This is a genomic window from Lactococcus nasutitermitis, assembly GCF_018403765.1.
Classification (GTDB): Bacteria; Bacillota; Bacilli; order Lactobacillales; family Streptococcaceae; genus Lactococcus; species Lactococcus nasutitermitis.
In genome coordinates, this window is record NZ_BOVQ01000005.1 from 22,198 (window position 1) to 43,148 (window position 20,951).

Below are 20,951 nucleotides of genomic sequence, written 5' to 3' on the forward strand. Positions count from 1 at the left end.
GGAAAATGGACGAGAAACAAAAGCAACAGCTTAAAAAATCCATTCAGGTTAAGCAACGGGCAACTGAACCCCTCAAAGAAACAGCCCAGCAAAAACCTCGTCAAATGCGCCTGACGGCTTCAAAAAATGTGCATCTCGCAAGGAAAATGTTGCGTCTCAAACGCAAAAGCGCACAGAGATTAACGCCCAAAGAAACTCATGATTTGGAAACTCTAAAAGTGCAGCTCAAACAAAACGATGTTTCTGGAGGAGAAAATGAAATAGGGGAAGCTAAGCGAGAGCTTGCGGCAAGAAAACTCTTGCTCAAAAAAATGCAAAAGCAAGACCCGTCTTATCTCCCCATGCAGCTTAAACTCAATGGTCAAGCAGCGGTGAAAGAAAATCTCATGGGTTCACCTGCGAGTGTCTTAGAAAGTGATGAGACGGTTTCTGATGGGGTCGAAAAAGTCCAAAAGACCATGCGGCAAGGAAGATTGGCTAAGCAGCAGGTTGAGTTAACCAAATCTGGGGGACGTGTCGCCTTGAAACTGACGAAACGGACGTATGGGCTGACGAATCGAACGTTCAATTTGATCCAAGGCAAAGGATTTACCCGAACACCCGATGACTTAAAACTCCGTAAGCAACTCAAACGCCGTTATCAACGCTTTATCCAGCAAAAGAAATTGAGAAAAGAAGCCAAACAGGCGAAAGCATCAACGTCCCTTGTGATGAACCTGCTTCGCGGGAAGATTTCGCCAAAAGAAGCGTTCAAAAGCTTAGCGCACAATCCTTTCGTCTGGATTGCCAGTCTGATTTTGGTTTTGGTCTTGATGATTGTGGCCGCAGCCGCAGATGTTCCTAATCCCTCAATCAAACAAAATGATTTTGAACTCACGGACGCATGGGTGGAGATGACAAAACTGGACGCTGACCATTCCAAAGACGGCAATCAATTTTATACGAATTTTGATGGGGTCATGTTTTATATGAATGAGAAGTTTGATGATTATGACGTCAATGGTGTGTTATCAAATGGTCAATCCGCCAAAGCGTACCTTTCTGACTTGTGGGCAGCCCTCAATGGGAAAGCGCCGAATTATGAATTAACAACGATGGATGAGCTAGAGAAAAAGGGCGCTTATGCGCTCAGTCAAGAGGATTACACCAATATGAAGCAGATGATTTCTGAAATAGGTTATCAAGCGCTGGATGGGCAACTGTCTTTCCCTTATGCGACAGATAATCTCATCATCAATCGGCGCTTTGGCTATGAGGGGACTAAGCTCCACCATAGCATTGAGGTCACAACGTCTGAAAATCAACCGATTGTTGCCCCACTCTCAGGCAAGGTGACGATCAATTCCAACCAGCAAATCACGATTGAAAACACGAACCAAGAAGAAAAAGTCAGCCTCCAAAAGGTGGATACGAGCCGACTCACCAATGGTCAAAATATCACTTCTAGCGCTTTGATTGGAAAGAGTTTAGCAAGTACCCTTGAAATCACCCTTCAAAAATACGATGACGAAACGAAAAGCTGGAAATGGGTCAACCCTGCTTTTTATTTTCCAAAAGTCACTTATACGCAAATGACACAGCTTGCGGCGAATGATTACAACCCTGATAGTAGTCAGTTGGCCTCTGCCCAAGCCATTTACAATTATGCCATGGCACACGGTGGAACTTTGAATGGCGTCTGTGCGGTGCTTGGTAATTATCAAGTGGAAGGAAATCTTGACCCGACGGCGGTCGAGACCATTTACGACGAACCCTTTAAAATGGGCCCGCGTAAACAGGCAGCACAAGCGGCTGGTTTTGCGATTGAAAAGATGGACGCGGCTTATGCCGCTAGATACCCTGCCATTCATCAAGCTGGGATTGGCTTAGGGCAATGGACGAACGAGCGCGATATTGCCCTTCAAGCCTTTGCCAAAGCTCAAAAGAAACCATGGTATGATGGGATCTTACAAATCCAATTTGCGACTACAGGGGATTCGCCCGGTGCGATTACCGCTTTGAATAATACCCTGCAAGGAAAAGTCGGGAAAGACCTCCCTACGCTGACCAATTATTTCTTGACCTATTGGGAGGGGAATCCCGGCAATAAAATTTCAGAACGTATTCAAGCGGCTCAAAACTGGCTGGCTTATTTTAGGCGGGCCGCTAGTGGCAGCTCTGGAAAAGCAGATGTCTCTGTTCCTCCTGAGTATGCAGGGAAGCTTATAGAGCCAGCTCCGAATGAACAAGATGTCACAGGCTATCCAGGCAATAATTACGCCCTCAATAACTGCACATGGTACGTCTATAACCGAGAATATCAGTTAGGCAATCACATTCCAGCAAATCTCGGCAATGGCGGCCAATGGGGCATCAGTGCTAAAGCGGCAGGCTATGCGACATCCTCCACCCCAAAAGTAGGCGATATGGCATCCTTTACCCCTGGTCTATTAGGATGTTCTCCAATGTACGGGCACGTTGCTTTTGTGGAAGTCGTCAATCCAGACGGAAGCTTTCTTGTGAGTGAGATGAATGTGGTTGATCCTGGCTCTGGCAAGATTAGCTATCGCGTGATTGCATCAAATGTTGGGATTACATTTATTGATCCAACAAAATAAGGAAAAAGAGGTAAAAATTGATTAACGAACAAAAATTACAACTGGTCAAACGGCTAGGCATTGGAGCAGCGGTGGTCTTGCTTTTATTGACTGGTTTCTTAGGTGGATTGCGGTTCGGAAAACCTGCAAAAGTATCTCAAAAGCTGGTACCCGTAAAGGGTGCTTCCACCTCTGCTTTATCAACGAACAATGTCACGCATTTCTTGATGGAATATTACACGAAAAAAGAACTGACGGAAAATCGGAATCGTTATAAAAACCTGATGACCGATGAAATGTACCGTGAGGCCGTTGCGGCAGAAAATCAACCTGTCAATCAGGCTTATAAAGGCTATATTATCAATCAGGTCTATCAAAAAGCGACGATTTACCTTGATGAAACAGATTTGACGGCGCTCTGTGTAGTGCATTATACCAATACCCAGCGCTCCAGTCTTCAATCAACCGTAGGGGAATTAAAAGACCAAGCTAATATGGATACGGTTCTATTGAGCTACACCAAAGAAGGCAAAAAGCTCCTTGTTAATAATATTCAAAACGTGGCTTTTTCTGAACCCTTAGACGCAGATAATCAAAATGAATATCCAGAAAGCACTACCGCTAGTTCCTCCTCTAATGCACTCGGAACAAAGCCCAATGACAAGGTGTCAATTACAGGGAGTGGCGTCACGTCATCAAGTGCAACGGGAAAAGGAGGTCATCAATAATGGTAAGACAAACCAAACTTAGTGATTTAGAAAATCGGCGACATCGCCAAGAAAAAGAACTGGCCGATTTAGAGCAAAAGCAAAAAGACCTCGAAGATAAAATTGCACGGAAAAAAGAGGAGCTAGAAGCCACGAACTCCAATGTCATCGCAGAAATCTTGGTTTCTCATCAGTTGACGATGTCAGAGTTTTTGAAACAAATGCCGCAAATGGTAGAGCAAGCAAAAAGTCTAAGCAGACAGGGAAAACCAACGCTTCCAGTAGCGCAACTAGAGGAGGAAAGTCATGAATCCCTTTAAAAAGACCGCTTTTTGTTATGAGATGAGTAATTGTGTGAATTTTCGGGCAACAGAGGTCTCGGATGCCTATGAGCTTATCAATTGGGTCATTGCGGAAAATCTGCGCTTGCAGGAATTAAAAGTGAATGGCTCAGTCACTTTGACAAAAGTCAAAACCACAGCGAAAGGAGAGCAGGAAATTTATTCTGCCGCACTTACCCTTCCCGTTTTAATGGATGATGAGGAAGAGTATGATGACTGGTTAGAGTTTTTCTATGCCACACAACCCGTCAAGGAAAAAGACCGTTTGGAAAAAGAAAAAAGTTTTCCTAAAGTGATGACCTTTGACCTCCCTAAAATGGTCAAACAAGAGGCTAATGATGTCAAGGGGTATGCGCCAGCCCCTGATTTATCTGTTATGGATGAGGAGCCAGAAGAAAGGGAAGTTGAAGAAAAAGAGAGGCTTTCCTTGCAGGTCAGGTCGCAAGAAGCTGAGATTGAGAGGTTGAAGCAACAACTCAATCAATCCGAAAGGAAAATGACACAGGAAGAAGCAGAAATCATTGAACCTTCAAAGCCCGAACCTCTTCCCAAGACATTGTCGGTTTCTAAAGCAACACCCATTGATGCATCGGAGATAGCGGAACTTTTACCTTTGCTGGATAAAGATTCTGTCTCTGAGTCCACCTTAAAGTCCCTTGGCCTGTTGGATAAAGCGGAGATTACCCAACAAGTTCAGGACAGTTTTCAAGCCCTCTACCAGGAAGAACTGGAAAAAGAAAGGGACAAGATTGAAGTAACTAAGGCAGCTGCGCTGAAAATCGCTAAACAAGAATTTGACGAGAAAGAGCGCGCAGCGAAGGTAGAAGCTCAAAACAGCAGCTTGATCACAGAGCAGGACTTGAAAGAAAAGTATGAGCTTTTGATTTTTGAGGAAAGTCAAAAATGCTTAGAGGCACAGCGTGAAAAAGCACAAGCTCTATCTGAGCAAGTGCTCTCCGCACTTCTTAGGGACATCGGATTAGAGGGAGGCGGGCTTGAAAGGTAGAAGAAACAATTCCGCTTTTATACGAAAATGTGGTATAATAGAGAATAAGGAGGGAAAGCCCATGTTGAGTGATAAAGTTATGCAAGTTTTTGAACAATATAATGGCACTTTACCTGTCAAAGTGGCACAAGCACACGGCATTGATAAAGATACGCTTAGAAAAGCGTTTGACCGTGGGGATATTGAGCGTCCTAGGCGGGGTGTGTATGTTTTACCAGATGCCTTAGAAGATGAGTATTTTAGCTTACAATCAATTTATACCAAAGGAATCTTCTCAGACCTCTCTGCTTTTGAATTGCAGAATTTGAGCACCGTGTTGTCGTCTTACTTCTACATTACTTTCCCCCAAGGCTACAATAAGAATTTTAGTCAGACGGACATTCGAGCAAAAATTGTGCCGAAAGACGAATATCTGTTGGGTGTCGAAACGGTTATGACACCAGAGGGAAATCCTGTGAAAACCTATAATAAAGAGCGCATTATCGTAGATGTTTTGAGAAAGACGACTTTTCCAACTTACGAGGAAAAAGAGGCTTTATATGATTACTTTAGTGCCCCTGAAGATTTGGATAGACTCTATGATTACGCAAAATTCTTCGGGATTGAAACTCAGGTTGAACAAATGGAGGTAAGGTATGCTTAGCCAACAAAAAATGAATAATCTCATTAAGCAAAAAGCAACAGAAACCAAGGCTCCACTAAAAAACGTTTCTAAGCTGTTTGGCTTGGAGCAACTTCTAAAAAAGATTAGTGCCTCAGATTATCGAGACAAGTTCATTCTAAAAGGGGGCTATCTACTTACCGCAACCTACGGATTGGAACATCGGAGCACCAAAGATTTAGATGCGACCATTCAAAATCTGGCATGGACAAGAGGACAAGCAGAAAAATTTGTGGAAACCCTAGAAGGTCCTGATGAGTTGGGGCATCGCTATTTTGAGCGAATTTCGATTAGACCCACACGTCAGGATATGGATGGTTTTAGTGGTTTTAATATTAGGATCAACTTTATCAATGGCAAATCTCGCTATCCACTCGATTTGGATTTAACATCAGGCGAGATTTTATTGCCCCCTAATAAAGATACTTTAGTTCCCTTGATGTTTGAGGAAGGGGCAATTGTCCTGAATACCTATTCTTTTGAGCAGATTTTGACCGATAAAATTCAAGCGACGCTTTCTTTTGGTAAGGGGGAAAAAGCTGAGGGCTATGATGATACAAATTCTAGAGCCAAAGACCTCTATGATATTTATTTCTTGACCAAGTTGAACCCCAAAATTGATTACCCAATCATTCTTGCGGCGCTCCAAAAAACGCTCAAGCAAAGAAATCGGGAGATTAAGCCAGAGGAATACATGAAGATTCTTGATTTCCTAGAGCAGTCAGATTTGCAGCAATACCATTGGCTGCGCTATCAAGAGGAGCATGATTTTGCAAAAGCTATTTCCTTTTCAAAGGTAATGGCCTCAGTCAAAGCCTTTACTTCAAAACTTTTGGAAGCTCAATCTCATAAAAAGAAGTTTTATGAGCGTCTTGAAAAAGCGGAAGAGGCGCAAAATGAAGCTGTCAAAAATTCCAAGGTTCAAAATGGAGAAAGTGAAAAAACACAAAAGGGGGTAAAAAATGGCCTTTGATGAAGAACGTTCGTATCAGGTTGAAAAGACCGAATACAGCAGCCGCTACAAGTTAGACCTTTGGGAAACCGCTTTTGGACTTCAAAAGACAGATGGCTTAGAGCCGTCTGAGTACATGGTCCAACAAGCCCAAGCCCATATTGATGGAAAAGTCAGCTATCAGGAAGTTGAGCAAAATGTCAAAAGTTATTATGCGGAGAACCAATCAGAAGACGACAAACGCTTTGAAGAAGCAGATATTTCGTCTCTTCGGATTTCACAGATTTTAGCAGAAGAAGGCTTTAGCCTGAGTCCTGTGACCTTGCTCAACTATCACAAGCGCCTTTTTCAAGGCATTGAGAGCTTTCGTTATCCAGTGGGGCGTTATCGGACGGAAAACATCACGAAGACAGAACCTGTTTTGAACGGCAAAAGTGTCGAATATGCCAGTGCTTCTATGATTGCGGATAATCTTGCTTATGACTTTGAAATGGAGAAAAATCGGGATTACTCCATGATGACAAGGCACGAAATTGCAGATCAAGTGATGAAATTTGTTTCTGGAATTTGGCAGACCCACCCTTTTCGTGAGGGCAATACCAGAACGTCAGCCGTCTTTTTAATCAAGTATTTACGCCACATGGGCTTTGAAGTCAATAATGAACCGTTCAAGAAAAATTCTAAGTTTTTCAGAGATGCCCTTGTCCTAGCCAATGCGGCCACGACTTCTCGCTATCGGACAGACCAATACCTCAAATGGTTTACAGATAACCTATTGTTTGTGGGAACGCATGAGCTTGTGATTGTACCTTTCAAGAGCCAAAAAGACTTTTATACTCATCTGGAAGAAGTTGAACAAAAACAGGCAAAGTTGTCTTCTAGTGATGCCAACAAACAAAAACATCTAAAATTATAATAGGTTGTTAGCTTCACTTAGGAGAAGATTCCACAAATTCTAAGAAGGAATTGCATTTGGAAGATGTGTTTCAATTATGTGGAGATTACTATTAGGGATAGCATTTTTCCAAATGCAGTCCAACGAATATTATGCTTTAAAGATAATAAAAAAGAAGTGAGCTTAGAATGTCAAATTCCCATTTAAAGTATTTTCAAAAGAAATCTGATTTAGTAACTAATCAAGGAAAAATAGTTACAATCTATGAGTTAAAGATAGACCACGATATTTCAATTATTAATGAGTGGGCGAGGCATCTAAGGGAAGAATACTGTTCGGACGAAGAGCTTGATTTTTTGGTTCCAGATATGGGACTTACAAATCAAGAATTTCTAACTCAAATTAAGTTTCCTGACCCAGATATTGGGTTAGGTGCAGCAACAATGTCTGGAGACTTCGCAGAAATTTTAGTTAGTGATTATATCGAGTTTATACAAGGTTACTACACAACAAGAACTAGATATAGGAATAAAATTAATCGAAATTCCTCACCTATGGGAAGTGATGTTTTGGGGTATAAATGTAAAAATGTCAATTCACATTCATCAAATGATGAATTGCAAGTTCTAGAAGTAAAGGCCCAAGCTAGTGAAACTAAGCCTGAAGCAAAGCTTCAAAAGGCTGTTAATGATTCAATAAAATCAAATGATGAATTACGATTAGCTGAGTCACTTAATGCTGAAGTACAAAGGTTGTGGGGATATAATAGGCTCAAAGAAGCAGAGCTGGTTAAAAGGTTTCAAAATAAAACAGATAGACCCTATAAACTAGTTTTCAGTGCTGTAGCTGTTCATTCCAACCGCTCATACAGTGAGGACTTAGTGAAACAGGTTGATGTTACAAAGAATATTAATCAGAATCTCAATCTTTTAGTTATTTATTCTGACCAATTATTGAAATTCATCAAAGAACTATATGAGAGGGCCAGTCAGTGTTAATTGAAAATAAATCAAAATATTTACTAAAGAAAACTAGAGCTAAATCAAAGATGTTCGAATATGATGTTCCTCTTGATGAGCATATTAAAGTAGAGTCGAATGCGATTGAATTACTATTGATAGCGATTGGTGTGATTGGAAATAGCTCAAATAATATTTGGAAATCTGAAACCATTCCAATCCTAGTCAGCGAAGAAGATAAGAAGGAATTGGAATTTTCTTCACGTTTCTTTGATGCACTTTTTCAATCAAAGTTGGAACTCAGTCATCAAAAATATTATTTACTCTTAGGTTCAATTGCTTATTATTTTTCGGATATGATTGGCAGCTCAATGGTTTTAATCCGAAAGCTGAATTTTGAAGATGATTTTGAATCATCTGGAATCGCATTTCTGATCGAGTATCTTTTGAAAGGCGAACAAAATAAGCTAGATATGAACCTCCTTGACGGAAAATATCAGAAAGAATTAATCAAGCTTGTTTCCGATTATGAATCATTTTTGAAACATAACATTGATGTAGATTTTACATATTTTGAAAATTTTAAGAAGAAAGTCTATGGTGAGGGGTCAAGTCGTGAATTACTACTGATTGATGCGCTTTTGGCAATTTTCAAGAAAAAGGTTCTTCATTCACCACAGAACTTAATGCCACTTTTTTCTAATGTTAGTAGTGAAATATGGAATGAACAATTGAAGCAACAAGAAAAAGTGACAGAACTGTGGCCTGCTCAAATTAGATTTGGTATGGGTGGTGTTTTTAGTGGAAGTTCTGGCGTGATTCAAATGCCTACGAGTTCAGGAAAAACAACTTCGATTGCTTTAACAATCCAGTCTGCTTTTCTTTCTCATAGGACTAAATTGGCTGTTGTAGTAGCTCCATTTAGAGCGTTATGTAAAGAAATAAGTGATGACTTGAGCAGTTATTTCAAAACAAATTCAAGTTTTGTTTTAACACAACTTTCTGATATACCGAACACGGAAGAATTATTTGAATCAATTCGAATCCGTGAAGAAAAAATGCAGATTATCGTTTTGACACCTGAAAAATTTCTTTACTTGCTTAGAAATGATAACTCTCTTTTAGAGCAGATGGGGTTAGCTATTTTTGATGAGGCTCATTTGTTTGATGATGCATCGCGAGGAGCAAATTATGAGATATTATTGTCAACAATAAAGCTTTATTTGGATGGGAAGATGGATATTCAGAAATTACTTATTTCTGCTGTTATTCCTAATCCAGAAGAGTTAAATGATTGGTTTAATAATGGCAGTGGGCGAGTTATTGCTGATAGTACAATTAAGTCATCTGAAAAAACGGTTGCCTTCAGTGATTGGGGAGAAGGGGGGGAATTTGAAGATGGAATTTTACATTTTGTAAACCCAGAAAATGCGTATGAGGAAGAATTTTTTGTTCCGCGAGTTGTTGAAGTCACTAATTTTGAGAGAAAAGGCAGAGAAAGAAGACAAAGAAGATTTCCTGAATATGGTAATACGAGCGACATGGGAATTTATTTCTCAATTAAGCTAATTCATAATGGAGGGGTTGCAATTTTTTGTCCCACTAAAATAATTGCTAATAACACTTTGAAACGATTTTTGGAGATTGAGGATCGTGGCTATGAGATATCTTCCTTAGCCAATTTCTGTAAACATAAAGAACATGAAAAAGTGGCAGAGTTGATTGAGCAAAATTACGGAACCGAGAATGAATTTTATAAAGCTGCAGGGAAAGGTGTTTTGGTTCACCATGGTGGTATTTCTAATGGTATCCGTAATTGTGTAGAGTATGCTATTAAGAATAATTTATCAAGGTGTGTAGTCTGTACATCAACCTTAGCTCAAGGTGTTAACTTACCAATTAAGTATTTAATTGTTACAAGTATCCACCAAGCAGGAAAGGAAATTAAAGTTCGAGATTTTCATAATCTGATTGGGAGAACAGGAAGAGCGGGAAAATATACGGAAGGAAGTATCATTTTTGCAGATTCTGATGTTTACTCCAAACGATTTCAATTGCACAATCAATGGAGATTCGAAAAATACGTCCGACTATTAGAGATTAGTAATTCAGAAATATGTTCTAGTAATATTTTGAAAATAGTGCAAAAGGTTGAGTTTAGAGAAGGAACCCAGGTATATCCTATTCCTTTCAAAGATTTAGTTTGGAATAGATATTCTGACAGAGCAAGCTACTTTAAACTCATAGAAGAATGGAGAAAATTGTTACAAGGCCATAAAGTTGGTTTAGAAACTTTTGAAGAAAATTTGGTTATTTTTGAAAATACTCTTGAGGCAATAGAAAATTACATTCTTGATTCAAATTCTAGTTCCTTTAACGAAGAATATGATATACAAAAAGTGCTTAGCCAAACTTTAGGCTTTCATTTAGCTAGTGATAAAGAAAAGCTTGAGTTAGTAGATTTATTTGGGGTAATACAAAAATATATAGTAAACAATATTTCGGAAAACGATATTGTTATTTTTAGTAAAGCACAACTTGGAGTTTTTCAATCGAAAAAATTAAATAGCTGGGTTATGTTAAATGTCGATTTATTTGTTTCCTCAGAAACGGAACAAGATTTGATAAGATTAATTTTGCCGCAACTCATTATATATGCAGAAAGTAAATCGATCAATAAAGTTATTCAAGAGGGGGAAGTTATAAATATACTTGTAAAATGGATTGATGGGGAAAACTATTATAGTATTTGGGAATATTGCAGACAAAATAGAGTTACTGTTAAAGACAATCGGACAAAAGCAAAGCAGAGAGAAATTTCATTGACTGATATCATTGAAATTTGTGATAATGGCTTCGGTTACTCAGCGATAATTGTGGTAAATGCAATTGCCGAAATTGTGGATGCAGTAGCCCCGAGCAGTGATGGGATAAAAGGAAAACTTAATTTATTAAGCCAAAAAATGAGGTATGGTTTGCCTAATAAGAAGGATATTTTAGTATATGAAATAGGATTTTCGGATCGTGTAGTTGCGCAAGGAATTGCTGAAGTTTTATTTGTTCTTAACCCAAATAAAACAAATATAAAAAGTGCAATCAAGGATAATAAAGTAATACTTACTGAAATCCTGTCCGAATATCCTTCCTATTTTGGGCATGTTTTGAATGAATTGTAAAAAAATAAATAGGACGAGCTAATCAAAAAAATTGGCTCATTTTTCATAAAGAAAGAGGTAGTGAAAAATTTATTGTTAACAGAAAAAAGAATGTATGAACTTTATTTATACTGATAAATTATAGCGGAAATACTTATGTTATATGGTTTTTTGGAAACTTTAATCCACTCGGAGTCACGAAGAGCCGAAACTTTTTATTCTGACTAGATTTTTAACATTAGTAGAAGTTGCTCATGATAATGGAGAAAATTCAACTCAAGAAAATGAGATTATTAATAAATTTATGAACGAGCAGGGCATTTCAGAATAATGTGTATCAAAATTTTATGTATTTTACCAATCAATGATTTGATTGGCTTTTTTATTCAAAAGGAGGACTATGAATCAAGAACAAGTAATTGATAAATTTGTCGTCAATGGAACCAATACGCTACGCACCATTCTCAAAATCCTAGAAAGTTTGTCCAGTGACGGGCTTCACACTTGGCTAGAGCGACAAGATACCCCAACGACAGGACAAAACAAACTGCACCGTTTGCTCAATGCGACAGACCCCGTCACGTCAAAATTTCTGAGGCAAGAGGTGAATTTGAAAAAAGTCAAGCATTATTTTGATGATCAAGGTCTGCCTTTTGCTTTTAGGAGAGTGGAACATGGCACCAATATCTTTTTCAAAGTGAAAGACGAAGCCTTAGCTAAAAAGGCCTTAGAGGGAATTTTGTCAGAATTGACAACACGCCCTGCCGAGGTCGCAAGCCAACTGGTTAAAAACCCAAATGTACAAACTTTTGAAGAAAAACTCAAAGCGGGGAAAACTCAAGAAACAGAGCGACTATCTCGCGTGGCTAGACGCCCTGCCAAAGATGCAGAAGCTACACCAAAGATGGGAGGTGTGAGATGAGTGATGGAACACGGCCCTATCAAAAAAATTTGAAGCACTACCTGACTTTATCGGGAGTGCTTTTTATTTTGGGCTTTTGGTCGGGGGATTTTTTGACAGGATTACCAGGGCAAACGCTGACAGACCAGTTCAATAGCCTCTTTAATCACGGTTTATTAGAACTCCTGTCAGAGCAAAATTTCCAATTTCTATATGTTCCGACTTCGGTCGGTTTTTTATTTGCCCTCATTGGCGGTTTTTCGGGACTGATTGCTTATGTCCGAAATAATGATCATGGCGTTTACCGCAATAATGAAGAACATGGCTCAGCGCGGCTTGCGCTTCCAGAAGAAATCAGCCATTTTGCGGACTTAAGACCTGAGAATAATATTATCTACACACAAAAAGCACGTATGGGGCTGATTAACCAAGCGATTGATTATCGCTACCAAAAAAATAAAAATATCGTCGTGCTGGGCGGTCCAGGCTCAGGGAAAACTTATACCTTTGTCAAGCCCAATCTCATGCAACTGCTGGGAAGTTATATTGTAACTGACCCGAAAGGCTTGCTCGTTCGGGAGTGTGGCAAAATGCTTGAAGAAAATGGCTATCAAGTCAAAATCTTTGATTTAGTCACGTTCTTGAATAGCGACCGCTTTAATATTTTCCATTATTTAGAAGATGAAATGGACGTGGATCGAATCTTTGGGACGATTTCAGAAGCGACGAAAAAAGGAGATAATCAAAGCGAAGATTTCTGGCAACGGGCGGAAGGCCTGCTTGCGCGCGCCATGATCACCTTTTTGTGGATTGACGGTCAAGATAATGATTATACGCCAGACCTTGGCATGGTTTCAGAACTTTTCCGCCATATTGAACGCAAAGAGGCGAAGGTTCCAAGTGTCGTAGAGGAGTGGATGGAAGAACAAAACGCTCGCCACCCGAATAATTATGCCTATAAGCAGTGGACACTCTTTAATGACCTTTTCAAAGCAGAAACGCGGTCAAGCGCGCTAGCGATTGCGGCGACCCGCTTTTCTGTCTTTGACCATGAGAAAGTCGTCAATCTGATTGCGGAAGACACGATGGATATAGATTCATGGAATGAGGAAAAGACGGCGGTCTTTTTGGCTATTCCAGAAACAGATGACAGCTATAACTTCATTGCGGCCATGTTTTTATCAACCGTTATGGAACGCTTGCGTAAAAAGGCAGATGAAGTGATGCAAGGCACGAGAACATTGTCAAATGGGAAATCACTCTTACATGTGCGCTTTATCTTAGATGAGTTTGCGAACATCGGTCGGATTCCAAATATTGATAAAGCTTTGGCCACCTTTAGAAGTCGAGAAATGTCGATTGTGATCATCTTGCAAGCCTTGGCACAACTCAAAACTATGTATAAGAACGGTTGGGAAACTTTGTTGAATAGTTGTGACAGCCTGCTCTTTTTGGGTGGGGATGAGAAAGAAACCACAGCCTATCTCTCACAGCGTGCAGGGAAGCAGACCATTTCAATTCGGAATCGGACGCAAAATCACGGACGGTCGGGTGGTTCAACAAGCTATCAAAAGCAAGCTCGTGACCTCTTTACGTCTGATGAGATTGGGCGCTTGAATAACAATTCGGCTTTGCTTTTCATCTCAGGACAGTATGTCTTTAAAGATAAAAAATACACGGTGGATGACCATCCGAATGCCGCATTATTGGCTCAAAACCCACAAGACCCAAATTGGTATTACTATAAACGCTATATGGATGAGGAGGAAGAATTTTTGGATAAAGCAACACAAATTATTGACCATGGTGTCATGACCCACGAGGAGGCGGCATAGATGAAACAGAAGTCTCCTAAAAACAAAACGCTTGATTGGCCGCTCAAAGACATTCCACAAGCGCAGCTAGCGAGGATATTAACAAAAGCCCATTCCTTAGAAAGCCTTGAAACGATTATCAATCATTCCATTTGTGGTGAGTCGTTTGAGCTAATGAACCGTCTTCCCAAGCAATTTGCGGATTTAGCCATTGTGGACCCGCCCTATAATTTGAATAAAACTTATGAGGGCAAGCCTTTCAAGAAGATGAGCGCTGCCGATTACCAAGCCTATACAGTAGCTTGGATTGAACGGCTAAAACCACTACTCAAAGAAAATGCGACGGTCTATGTTTTTGCGGACTGGGAAACAAGCTTAGAAATTGCCCCAATCTTTGCACAATATTTCTTGATCCAAAATCGAATTACGTGGCAACGTGAGAAAGGACGAGGGAACTCTACCAACTGGAAAAATGGCATGGAGGACGTTTGGTTTTTAACCAATACCAAGGACTATACCTTTAATCTAGCCGAAGTCAAAATGCGCCATAAGGTACTGGCACCCTATAAGGAAAACGGACAGCCTAAAGATTGGCAAGAAACCCTAGAGGGGAAATTCAGAGATACCCTGCCCTCTAACTTTTGGTCAGATATTTCAGTCCCCTATTGGTCAATGCCAGAAAATACGGCACACCCTACCCAAAAGCCTGAAAAGTTGCTGGCAAAGTTGATTTTAGCCAGTTCTAATCGGGGCGACCTTATCTTTGACCCTTTTTCTGGTTCTGGGTCAAGTTTAGTCGTCGCCAAAAAGTTAGGACGACGCTACGTCGGAATTGAGCAAAGCTTGCGCTACACGGCTTGGGGCGAAGTGAGATTAAAGCGTGCAGAGCTAGACGCTACCATTCAAGGCTATGCGGCAGGTGTTTTCTGGGAAAGAAATACTTGGCTAGAGCAGAAAAAGAGTGCGAAAAACGAGAAAGGGGGTAAACATGGTTGAAATTCAAACGCATGAAAAACGGAAACAACTTTTAGACCAAGCGCAATCGGCGAATATCTTTCAGGTCGCCCAACAACTGGGCTTAAAGGCGCTTGGTTCAAATATGTATGAGTGGGAGGGACATCAAAGTATCTGGCTCAACCCCAGAAAGAATCGTTTTAATTGGTTCTCAGAAAATTTGTGGGGTGGGCCTGTTGACTTAGTCAGTTTGGTTCTTTTTAATGCTCGAACTTTTGAGGAACGTCGGGCGCACTTCAAAGAAGCAGTGGCTTACCTGACGCAGACGGACTGGCAAACGTTTGATGCTCAAAAAGTTCCAAAAGCACAACCTTTTCATTACTACTTGAGAGATCAAGCCGACAAAAAACTTGCGGAGAAGTATCTCAGTGAAGAACGGGGGCTTTCCCAAGCAACCATTCAGTTTTTTGAAGAAAAGGGTTTGATTGCTCAATCTCAGTGGCGCAATACCCTAGAAGATGGCCGACATTTTTATGAGCCAATAGTGGTCTTTAAACATTTTGACAAACCCAACCACATGGTGGGAGCCAGCGTACAAGGCATTCAGGCTTATCCAGAATTACACAAGGATCACGCGAGTGGACACTTAAAACGGGTTTTGAAAAATTCAGGAGCTTATGGGGGCATGACGCTTGATATTGGTCAACCCGAACGCTTGATTGTTTTTGAAGCACCGATTGACTTAATGAGTTATTATGAGTTTCATCGGGCAGAACTAAAAAATGTCAAGCTGATTTCTAGTGATGGTTATAAGCCCCAAGTCATCTCACGCTACCTTGCGGAGATTTACGGTCGTGAGGAGTTGACCCTTGCCCAAAAGGAGAAATTTTTAGAGGCCTTTGACCGCTTGGCGGGAAATATTGAGGGCTTGCCTGAGCATTTGATTACCTTTGCCTACGATCACGATGAAGCAGGGAAAACTTTTGCAAAACGGTTTATCGCTCAATACTCTAATGCTCCCAAATATGCACGGACAGATTTCCCACCGCTTCATGACGGACAAGCAAAAAATGATTGGAATGATGAACTAAAAAGACAGAAAGGATTGATGACAATGAAAAATGAGCCTAGTGAAAAATCAGAAAAAAGGGAGAGCTTTCTAAAGTTACCTGAAACAGAACAAGCTTATCTTCTGCAAAAAGCTCGTGCGGACGAGGAGAAAAAGACACCGAATCAAACGACCGCCGCACAACATCTCCGTGAGTTGCAATGGAATTTCAAAAAGGAGGATCAAGCTCGCTTAGACGGGCTTTATGAGCAATTGATTGACCAAGAATTTTCTCCGCTTGACCTGCTTGCTTTAGAAGAAACACAGGACGAAATGGTGCAAACGCTCCTTGAAGAAACCCAGCAATTTGACGATGAAATGACTAATCTCTTTACACAAGCCCCTCCTGCTCCTCAACCTCAAAACGAAATCCCTGGAAATCTAGTCGTTGAACAGGCGAAACAACCGCAGCCTACTCCCACCATTGAACCGAGGGAGACATCCCAAAAGGCAGAACCTATTAAGGAACCTCCGAGCGAGGTAAAAAGTCCCCTTACAAAAGAAGAGCTAGAAGCCCTACTCTCGGCGCATTTTTCAAAAATTGAGGGACTGGTCAACCAATTTAAAAAGGAAGTCTTGGAAAATAAGACCTTGTCAAAAGAGGAAACTCAAACAGAAGTCAAAGGGCTTATAGCACAGATTCATGAGCGCTTATTGGAGCTTGTGGATCAAGTAAAGGTAGCAATTCTCAATAAAAGAAATCAAATGGGAACGGCGCTCCAAGCCACAAGAATTTCTATGACCAATACCCTGAAATCGCCTTTTTTGAAATTGAGTCAAGAACTCCAAGCCATAAGTCAAAACCTGGCAAAGCGTTTCGCCTTGGAGGAACTACCAAAGACCCCTGAAAAAGTCAAAAGTAGAAAAGCATTGGCTGAGGAACTGTCAGAGAAGGCAAAAGTGATTGAGGCCTTGAAAGCCCAACTGGCGGCGCAAGGTCAAAAGCAGCCAGAAGATGAAAAGCCAAAGACGGCAAAAAAACGCTCAAAATCTAAAAAGAACTTTGACATGCGACTCCAACAGGCCAAAGAAACGGAACAAGAAAAAATAAAAGCCGTTGCCGCTCAAGGAAATCTACCCGTCACTAAGGGAATTTCAGTCTAAAGAAGAAGAAAACCACGTTTTTGAGGAGTAAATTTGGATCATTTATCACGTTTTCGAGGTGTAAAAATAATGATTTTTCACGTTTTAACAAGCTAATTTTGCCAATAGTTCACGTTTTTGGAGGTTTACGAGCAAGAAAGTTCCCTTTTAAAAAATCTTTTTGTAAAAAAATGGACTTTCTGATAAAATAGATGAAGAAAATGGCTGAAAAAGAATGGATTGATCGTGCTAGAAAAAGAACAAAATGTTAGGGACGCAAAAGCAAGAAAGCGTTGGAATGAGCTATCCTTAGAGAGACAGAAGAAAATCCTATCAAGTGCTTGGTGTCCATCGTGCTATGGGCATGTGGATATGGACTTCCGTGATGTAAAGTTAAATGAGAAAGGCTTGATGATTGAGGGAATTTGTACACAATGTCAAAGAGAACTGACTGTTTTTTATCAAGAGAAATAAAAAGTATAAGTAAATAAACCAAAGAAGCACTTGACCCAAAAAGGTCAAGTGCTTTTGTTTTACTCAGGAAATGATTGTTTTCTGAAACAGAATAATAGGAGATGAGATGAACAATAACAAATTACTTGAAAGACGTTTAGAGCAGTTAAACGCTTTAGAACTTCCCAATGGTGTAGCACTTTGGTCAGCGCTCGAACCCATGGAATTAAGGATTGTAAAAAATGAAGCAACACAGGAACTGGAAGTTATGGATTATAATGCGAATGAGGTTATCAAACATAGCTCTAATCCTCAAACCATTCTAAGCGCCATTTTAAATCATTCAGCTTTTAAGGACTATATGGAACTTTACCTAGAAGAAAGCCTAAGTCCTGAAGATTTATTCAAAAAATTATTAGGGAGTGAAGCAGATGAAATCAAGCGTATCAAACGCGATATTCATGCTTTGGACAAACAGTTTCCGTATCTCTCAAAGATGGTTGAAGAGGCAGGAATACAGATTAAACCCTATAAAGAAATGCCTACAAGAGTGCAGCAAGACATTCAAGAGTGGGAAGATGAGATTGATGAGGATAAACTTTATTATACAACTGCAGATGAAACGGAAGGTTTTTCAGACCTTTCAGATGTTTTGCTTTATTGGTACAGTGATCAAGATTTGTCAAGTGGCTTTATGGAAAAGGTTCCCCAAGGAGGAATACTTGATGACTTGCTTGAACAGGGGGTTAGTCGTGAAGAAGTTGAGGGCTATCGCTCCATTTTAAGACTTGCGGAGCGGGACGGTTATCTTAATGCCGCAGATCTCAGAGAGATTGGGGTACTGGTAGAAGAAAAATATTATGCGGTTTACGATACACAGTACAATGATTTTAGAACACTTGGAGTTTTTGAAACGAGTGACGAAGCGATGGAAGCTGCGGCAGACCATTTTGTGAACGTCCTAGAACCTGAAGTTTATGAAGAAATGGGTGGCGAAGCACATTTTTATCGCTCAACTGCTAAGGAAGATGGAGAGTTACTTGGTTTTACAGCGGTAGAAATTAGTGCTAAAGAAGCAGAGTTGCTTAATCAAGCAAGCCAATTAAAATATTTTATTTATTACCATGACAGTTATACGGGACTTGGTGATACCTACAAAAAATTTCCTTCTATTAACCGAAATCGAACCGATATTTACGGAGTAGATTTGCAAACGGGTCAACAATTATCAGGTGAACCTGTCAAATTTGACAAAAGGCCTAACCCGTTAGCTAGAGAATTTTTAGAAGGGGCTTTGGGCTATCTGCGTATCAATGGCGAATTGTCTGTAGAAGAACGGGAGGAAGTGGCGCAGCTTGGTACACCTGTTACGCCACGGACAGACCAAGAACTCAATTTAATTTTACAAAATGATTGGTTCAAGGATTTGTACGATGTTTTTGACGATGAATTGAACTATTTTAATGGTGTAAAGAATGCAGAATTGACCCGATTGGACATTGAAAATGAGATTTCAAACTATTTGGAGAGTCACCCTTTTCATTTAGATTTGCCTACGCTTTATTCATTGGCACAAAAAGGCGGAACAATGGGCTTTACTGCTCCGAGTGGCGCAAGTGAGGGGGAGATGGATTATGCTAACCCTGAGACGGTTCGCACCATTTACGACAATCTCTTAAAGGAACAAGGCTTGCAAGAAACCTTAGAAAGTCTGGGCATTGTGGAGACCAAACAACTTCAAAAAATACTTATGGATCATCAGGCCTTATTGACACAGCGGCTTGATTTGAGAACTTGGGCGTTAGAGATGATGCAAGAGGTTGAGGGAGGGGCAGAAATTGTGGGTGAGCTTCCTTTACTCAAAGCGTCGGATGAAATCGCCACGACTTTTTATAATCCCGTTTACACAGACGGCAAAATAATCAGTTTTAGTATTATTGAGCGAGGTAAGCAAGGATATTTTGAACCTATTGGTTACGATATGTCAGGAAATGAAGAAGTCGAATTTTCAGATATGGATGTTGAAGAAATTGAAACTCTTGAACAGGCGAGTCCAGAGGAGCGAGAACAATTTCAATTTTATATGGACAATTACCCTCGTTATCAAGCGAAACAACAGGAGGAACTTGCGGGGTTAAGGCTCAAAAACTTAGCTCTGATTGAAGAAATTGGGCAATTTCCCAATTCTATGCTAGAAAAGGACGGTGTTTTATCCAGCCAAGACAGTTTATTGGATAAAGAATTTCAGTTGATGTTAGTTCAGGACTATCGGAAAGCTTTTTCCCAAGACCCCAGAATAGAAATTAATTTACCAGGACTTAGCTTTGAGTCCGTTAACAACTATTCGGATACAGACTTTATTCTTTTTAGTAAACACCGTCATCAAGCCGTTTTCTATGTTGGGGAAGAAGTTGAGGGCGTAGTAGATTTTCTTTATCGCAAGCTAGACGCTACACCTGAGTTAAGAACAGAGTGGGATAAAAAGCTTGAATGGGTTTCAAACTTTAATCAAGAAAAATATGAGGCCATTCAAGATTGGATGATGGATCATCTTGAATTTACGGAGCACTATCATGAGTCAGTTGATATACCCATTATATTTAATCGGGGAAAGTATGAGGGACCCGATGATTATTCTAGTGACCGCTCTTACCTTGATGACACCACAGATTATTGGGTGGACTATGAGGGAAGTATTGCAGAAATTGGGTATGAACCAGGGGAAATTGCGAGCTTAGAAAAACATGAGCTACCCTTTGAGGCAGTCGTTGAGATTTTAGAAGCTGTGGATTTGACAGCTGGAAAGGTGGTGGAAATGCTAGAAGTAGAAAAGGGGATGAAGCTAGGCGAGTCGATTCTGAAAAGTGAAGCACCAAAACAAAGTTCAATCGGCTATTATCAAAAAGTAATAGATCAAACAGTCTATGCGACAGGAACTATTCAAGGCAGGGACATAGAAAAGATAGAGTATTATGAAGAGCAATCTTTTGAAGCATTTGAGATGTCTCGCTTGACAGACAAAGAACTTGTGGCCTTAACTCTTAATCTCATTCATCAAATTTATGATACGACGCGGGACATCAATGAAATGGAAAGTGACGATCCTGATAGACAAGACGGTATGAATGATTACGAAAATGAACAAAAGAGTTATGACAAACTCTCTTTGGAATGGGAAAGTCGTGGTGTTAATGTTCCTCTGCGTGCCGCGTCATTTGATGCGATTGAGACAGAAGACAGCGAACCATTTGCTCATTATTTTGAGGAGTCGTTGTCTGATTACTTAACGAGAGGGGCTATCAACTTCAAAGAAGAATTTCCTTTGCCTCAAAAAGATAATCATTCATCTATCCATTTGAAATGATAGATTTGCTTAAAAATTAACA

14 protein-coding genes are annotated in these 20,951 nt (G+C 40.2%); all 14 read left to right on the plus strand.

Going from position 1 to position 20,951, the window contains the following annotated elements:
* Positions 1-5 precede the first annotated feature (5 nt).
* The 14 genes from KJS36_RS05985 to KJS36_RS06050 all read left to right on the plus strand — a co-directional run bounded on the left by KJS36_RS05985 (position 6) and on the right by KJS36_RS06050 (position 20,929).
* Positions 6-2,597, plus strand: a complete 2,592-nt coding sequence (locus tag KJS36_RS05985) for a phage tail tip lysozyme (protein ID WP_213535717.1) — start codon at positions 6-8, stop codon at positions 2,595-2,597.
* A gap of 17 nt (positions 2,598-2,614) precedes the next feature.
* Positions 2,615-3,304, plus strand: coding sequence for a hypothetical protein (locus KJS36_RS05990; RefSeq protein ID WP_213535719.1), 690 nt, complete (start codon positions 2,615-2,617; stop codon positions 3,302-3,304).
* Positions 3,304-3,603, plus strand: coding sequence for a hypothetical protein (locus KJS36_RS05995; protein ID WP_213535721.1), 300 nt, complete (start codon positions 3,304-3,306; stop codon positions 3,601-3,603). Before KJS36_RS05990 ends, KJS36_RS05995 begins: the two co-directional genes overlap by 1 nt.
* Complete coding sequence (locus tag KJS36_RS06000) at positions 3,590-4,630, plus strand: hypothetical protein (RefSeq protein WP_213535723.1); 1,041 nt, start codon at positions 3,590-3,592, stop codon at positions 4,628-4,630. The genes KJS36_RS05995 and KJS36_RS06000 overlap by 14 nt, the downstream gene beginning before the upstream one ends.
* A gap of 61 nt (positions 4,631-4,691) precedes the next feature.
* Entirely contained in the window at positions 4,692-5,273 is a 582-nt protein-coding gene (locus tag KJS36_RS06005; protein ID WP_213535725.1) for a type IV toxin-antitoxin system AbiEi family antitoxin domain-containing protein, read from the plus strand.
* 10 nt (positions 5,274-5,283) lie between these two features.
* A complete protein-coding gene (locus tag KJS36_RS06010; protein WP_213535727.1) occupies positions 5,284-6,264 on the plus strand; it encodes a nucleotidyl transferase AbiEii/AbiGii toxin family protein in 981 nt (326 codons plus the stop codon).
* Positions 6,254-7,159: a Fic family protein gene (locus tag KJS36_RS06015; RefSeq protein ID WP_213535728.1), complete on the plus strand. Its 906-nt coding sequence runs from the start codon at positions 6,254-6,256 to the stop codon at positions 7,157-7,159. The genes KJS36_RS06010 and KJS36_RS06015 overlap by 11 nt, the downstream gene beginning before the upstream one ends.
* Positions 7,160-7,326: 167 nt before the next feature.
* Positions 7,327-8,136 carry a Hachiman antiphage defense system protein HamA gene (locus KJS36_RS06020; protein ID WP_213535729.1) on the plus strand — a complete coding sequence of 270 codons (810 nt, stop codon included), beginning with the start codon at positions 7,327-7,329 and terminating at the stop codon, positions 8,134-8,136.
* The gene (locus tag KJS36_RS06025; RefSeq protein ID WP_213535730.1) at positions 8,130-11,273 is read left to right on the plus strand and encodes a DEAD/DEAH box helicase; all 3,144 of its coding nucleotides are present in this window, start codon (positions 8,130-8,132) and stop codon (positions 11,271-11,273) included. The genes KJS36_RS06020 and KJS36_RS06025 overlap by 7 nt, the downstream gene beginning before the upstream one ends.
* A 379-nt stretch (positions 11,274-11,652) precedes the next feature.
* Positions 11,653-12,174, plus strand: a complete 522-nt coding sequence (locus KJS36_RS06030; RefSeq protein WP_213535731.1) for a DUF3801 domain-containing protein — start codon at positions 11,653-11,655, stop codon at positions 12,172-12,174.
* The gene (locus tag KJS36_RS06035; RefSeq protein WP_213535732.1) at positions 12,171-13,988 is read left to right on the plus strand and encodes a VirD4-like conjugal transfer protein, CD1115 family; all 1,818 of its coding nucleotides are present in this window, start codon (positions 12,171-12,173) and stop codon (positions 13,986-13,988) included. Before KJS36_RS06030 ends, KJS36_RS06035 begins: the two co-directional genes overlap by 4 nt.
* Positions 13,989-14,963, plus strand: a complete 975-nt coding sequence (locus KJS36_RS06040; protein WP_213535733.1) for a DNA-methyltransferase — start codon at positions 13,989-13,991, stop codon at positions 14,961-14,963.
* Complete coding sequence (locus KJS36_RS06045; protein ID WP_213535734.1) at positions 14,956-17,133, plus strand: toprim domain-containing protein; 2,178 nt, start codon at positions 14,956-14,958, stop codon at positions 17,131-17,133. The genes KJS36_RS06040 and KJS36_RS06045 overlap by 8 nt, the downstream gene beginning before the upstream one ends.
* A gap of 559 nt (positions 17,134-17,692) precedes the next feature.
* Complete coding sequence (locus KJS36_RS06050; RefSeq protein ID WP_213535736.1) at positions 17,693-20,929, plus strand: death domain-containing protein; 3,237 nt, start codon at positions 17,693-17,695, stop codon at positions 20,927-20,929.
* Positions 20,930-20,951 lie beyond the last annotated feature (22 nt).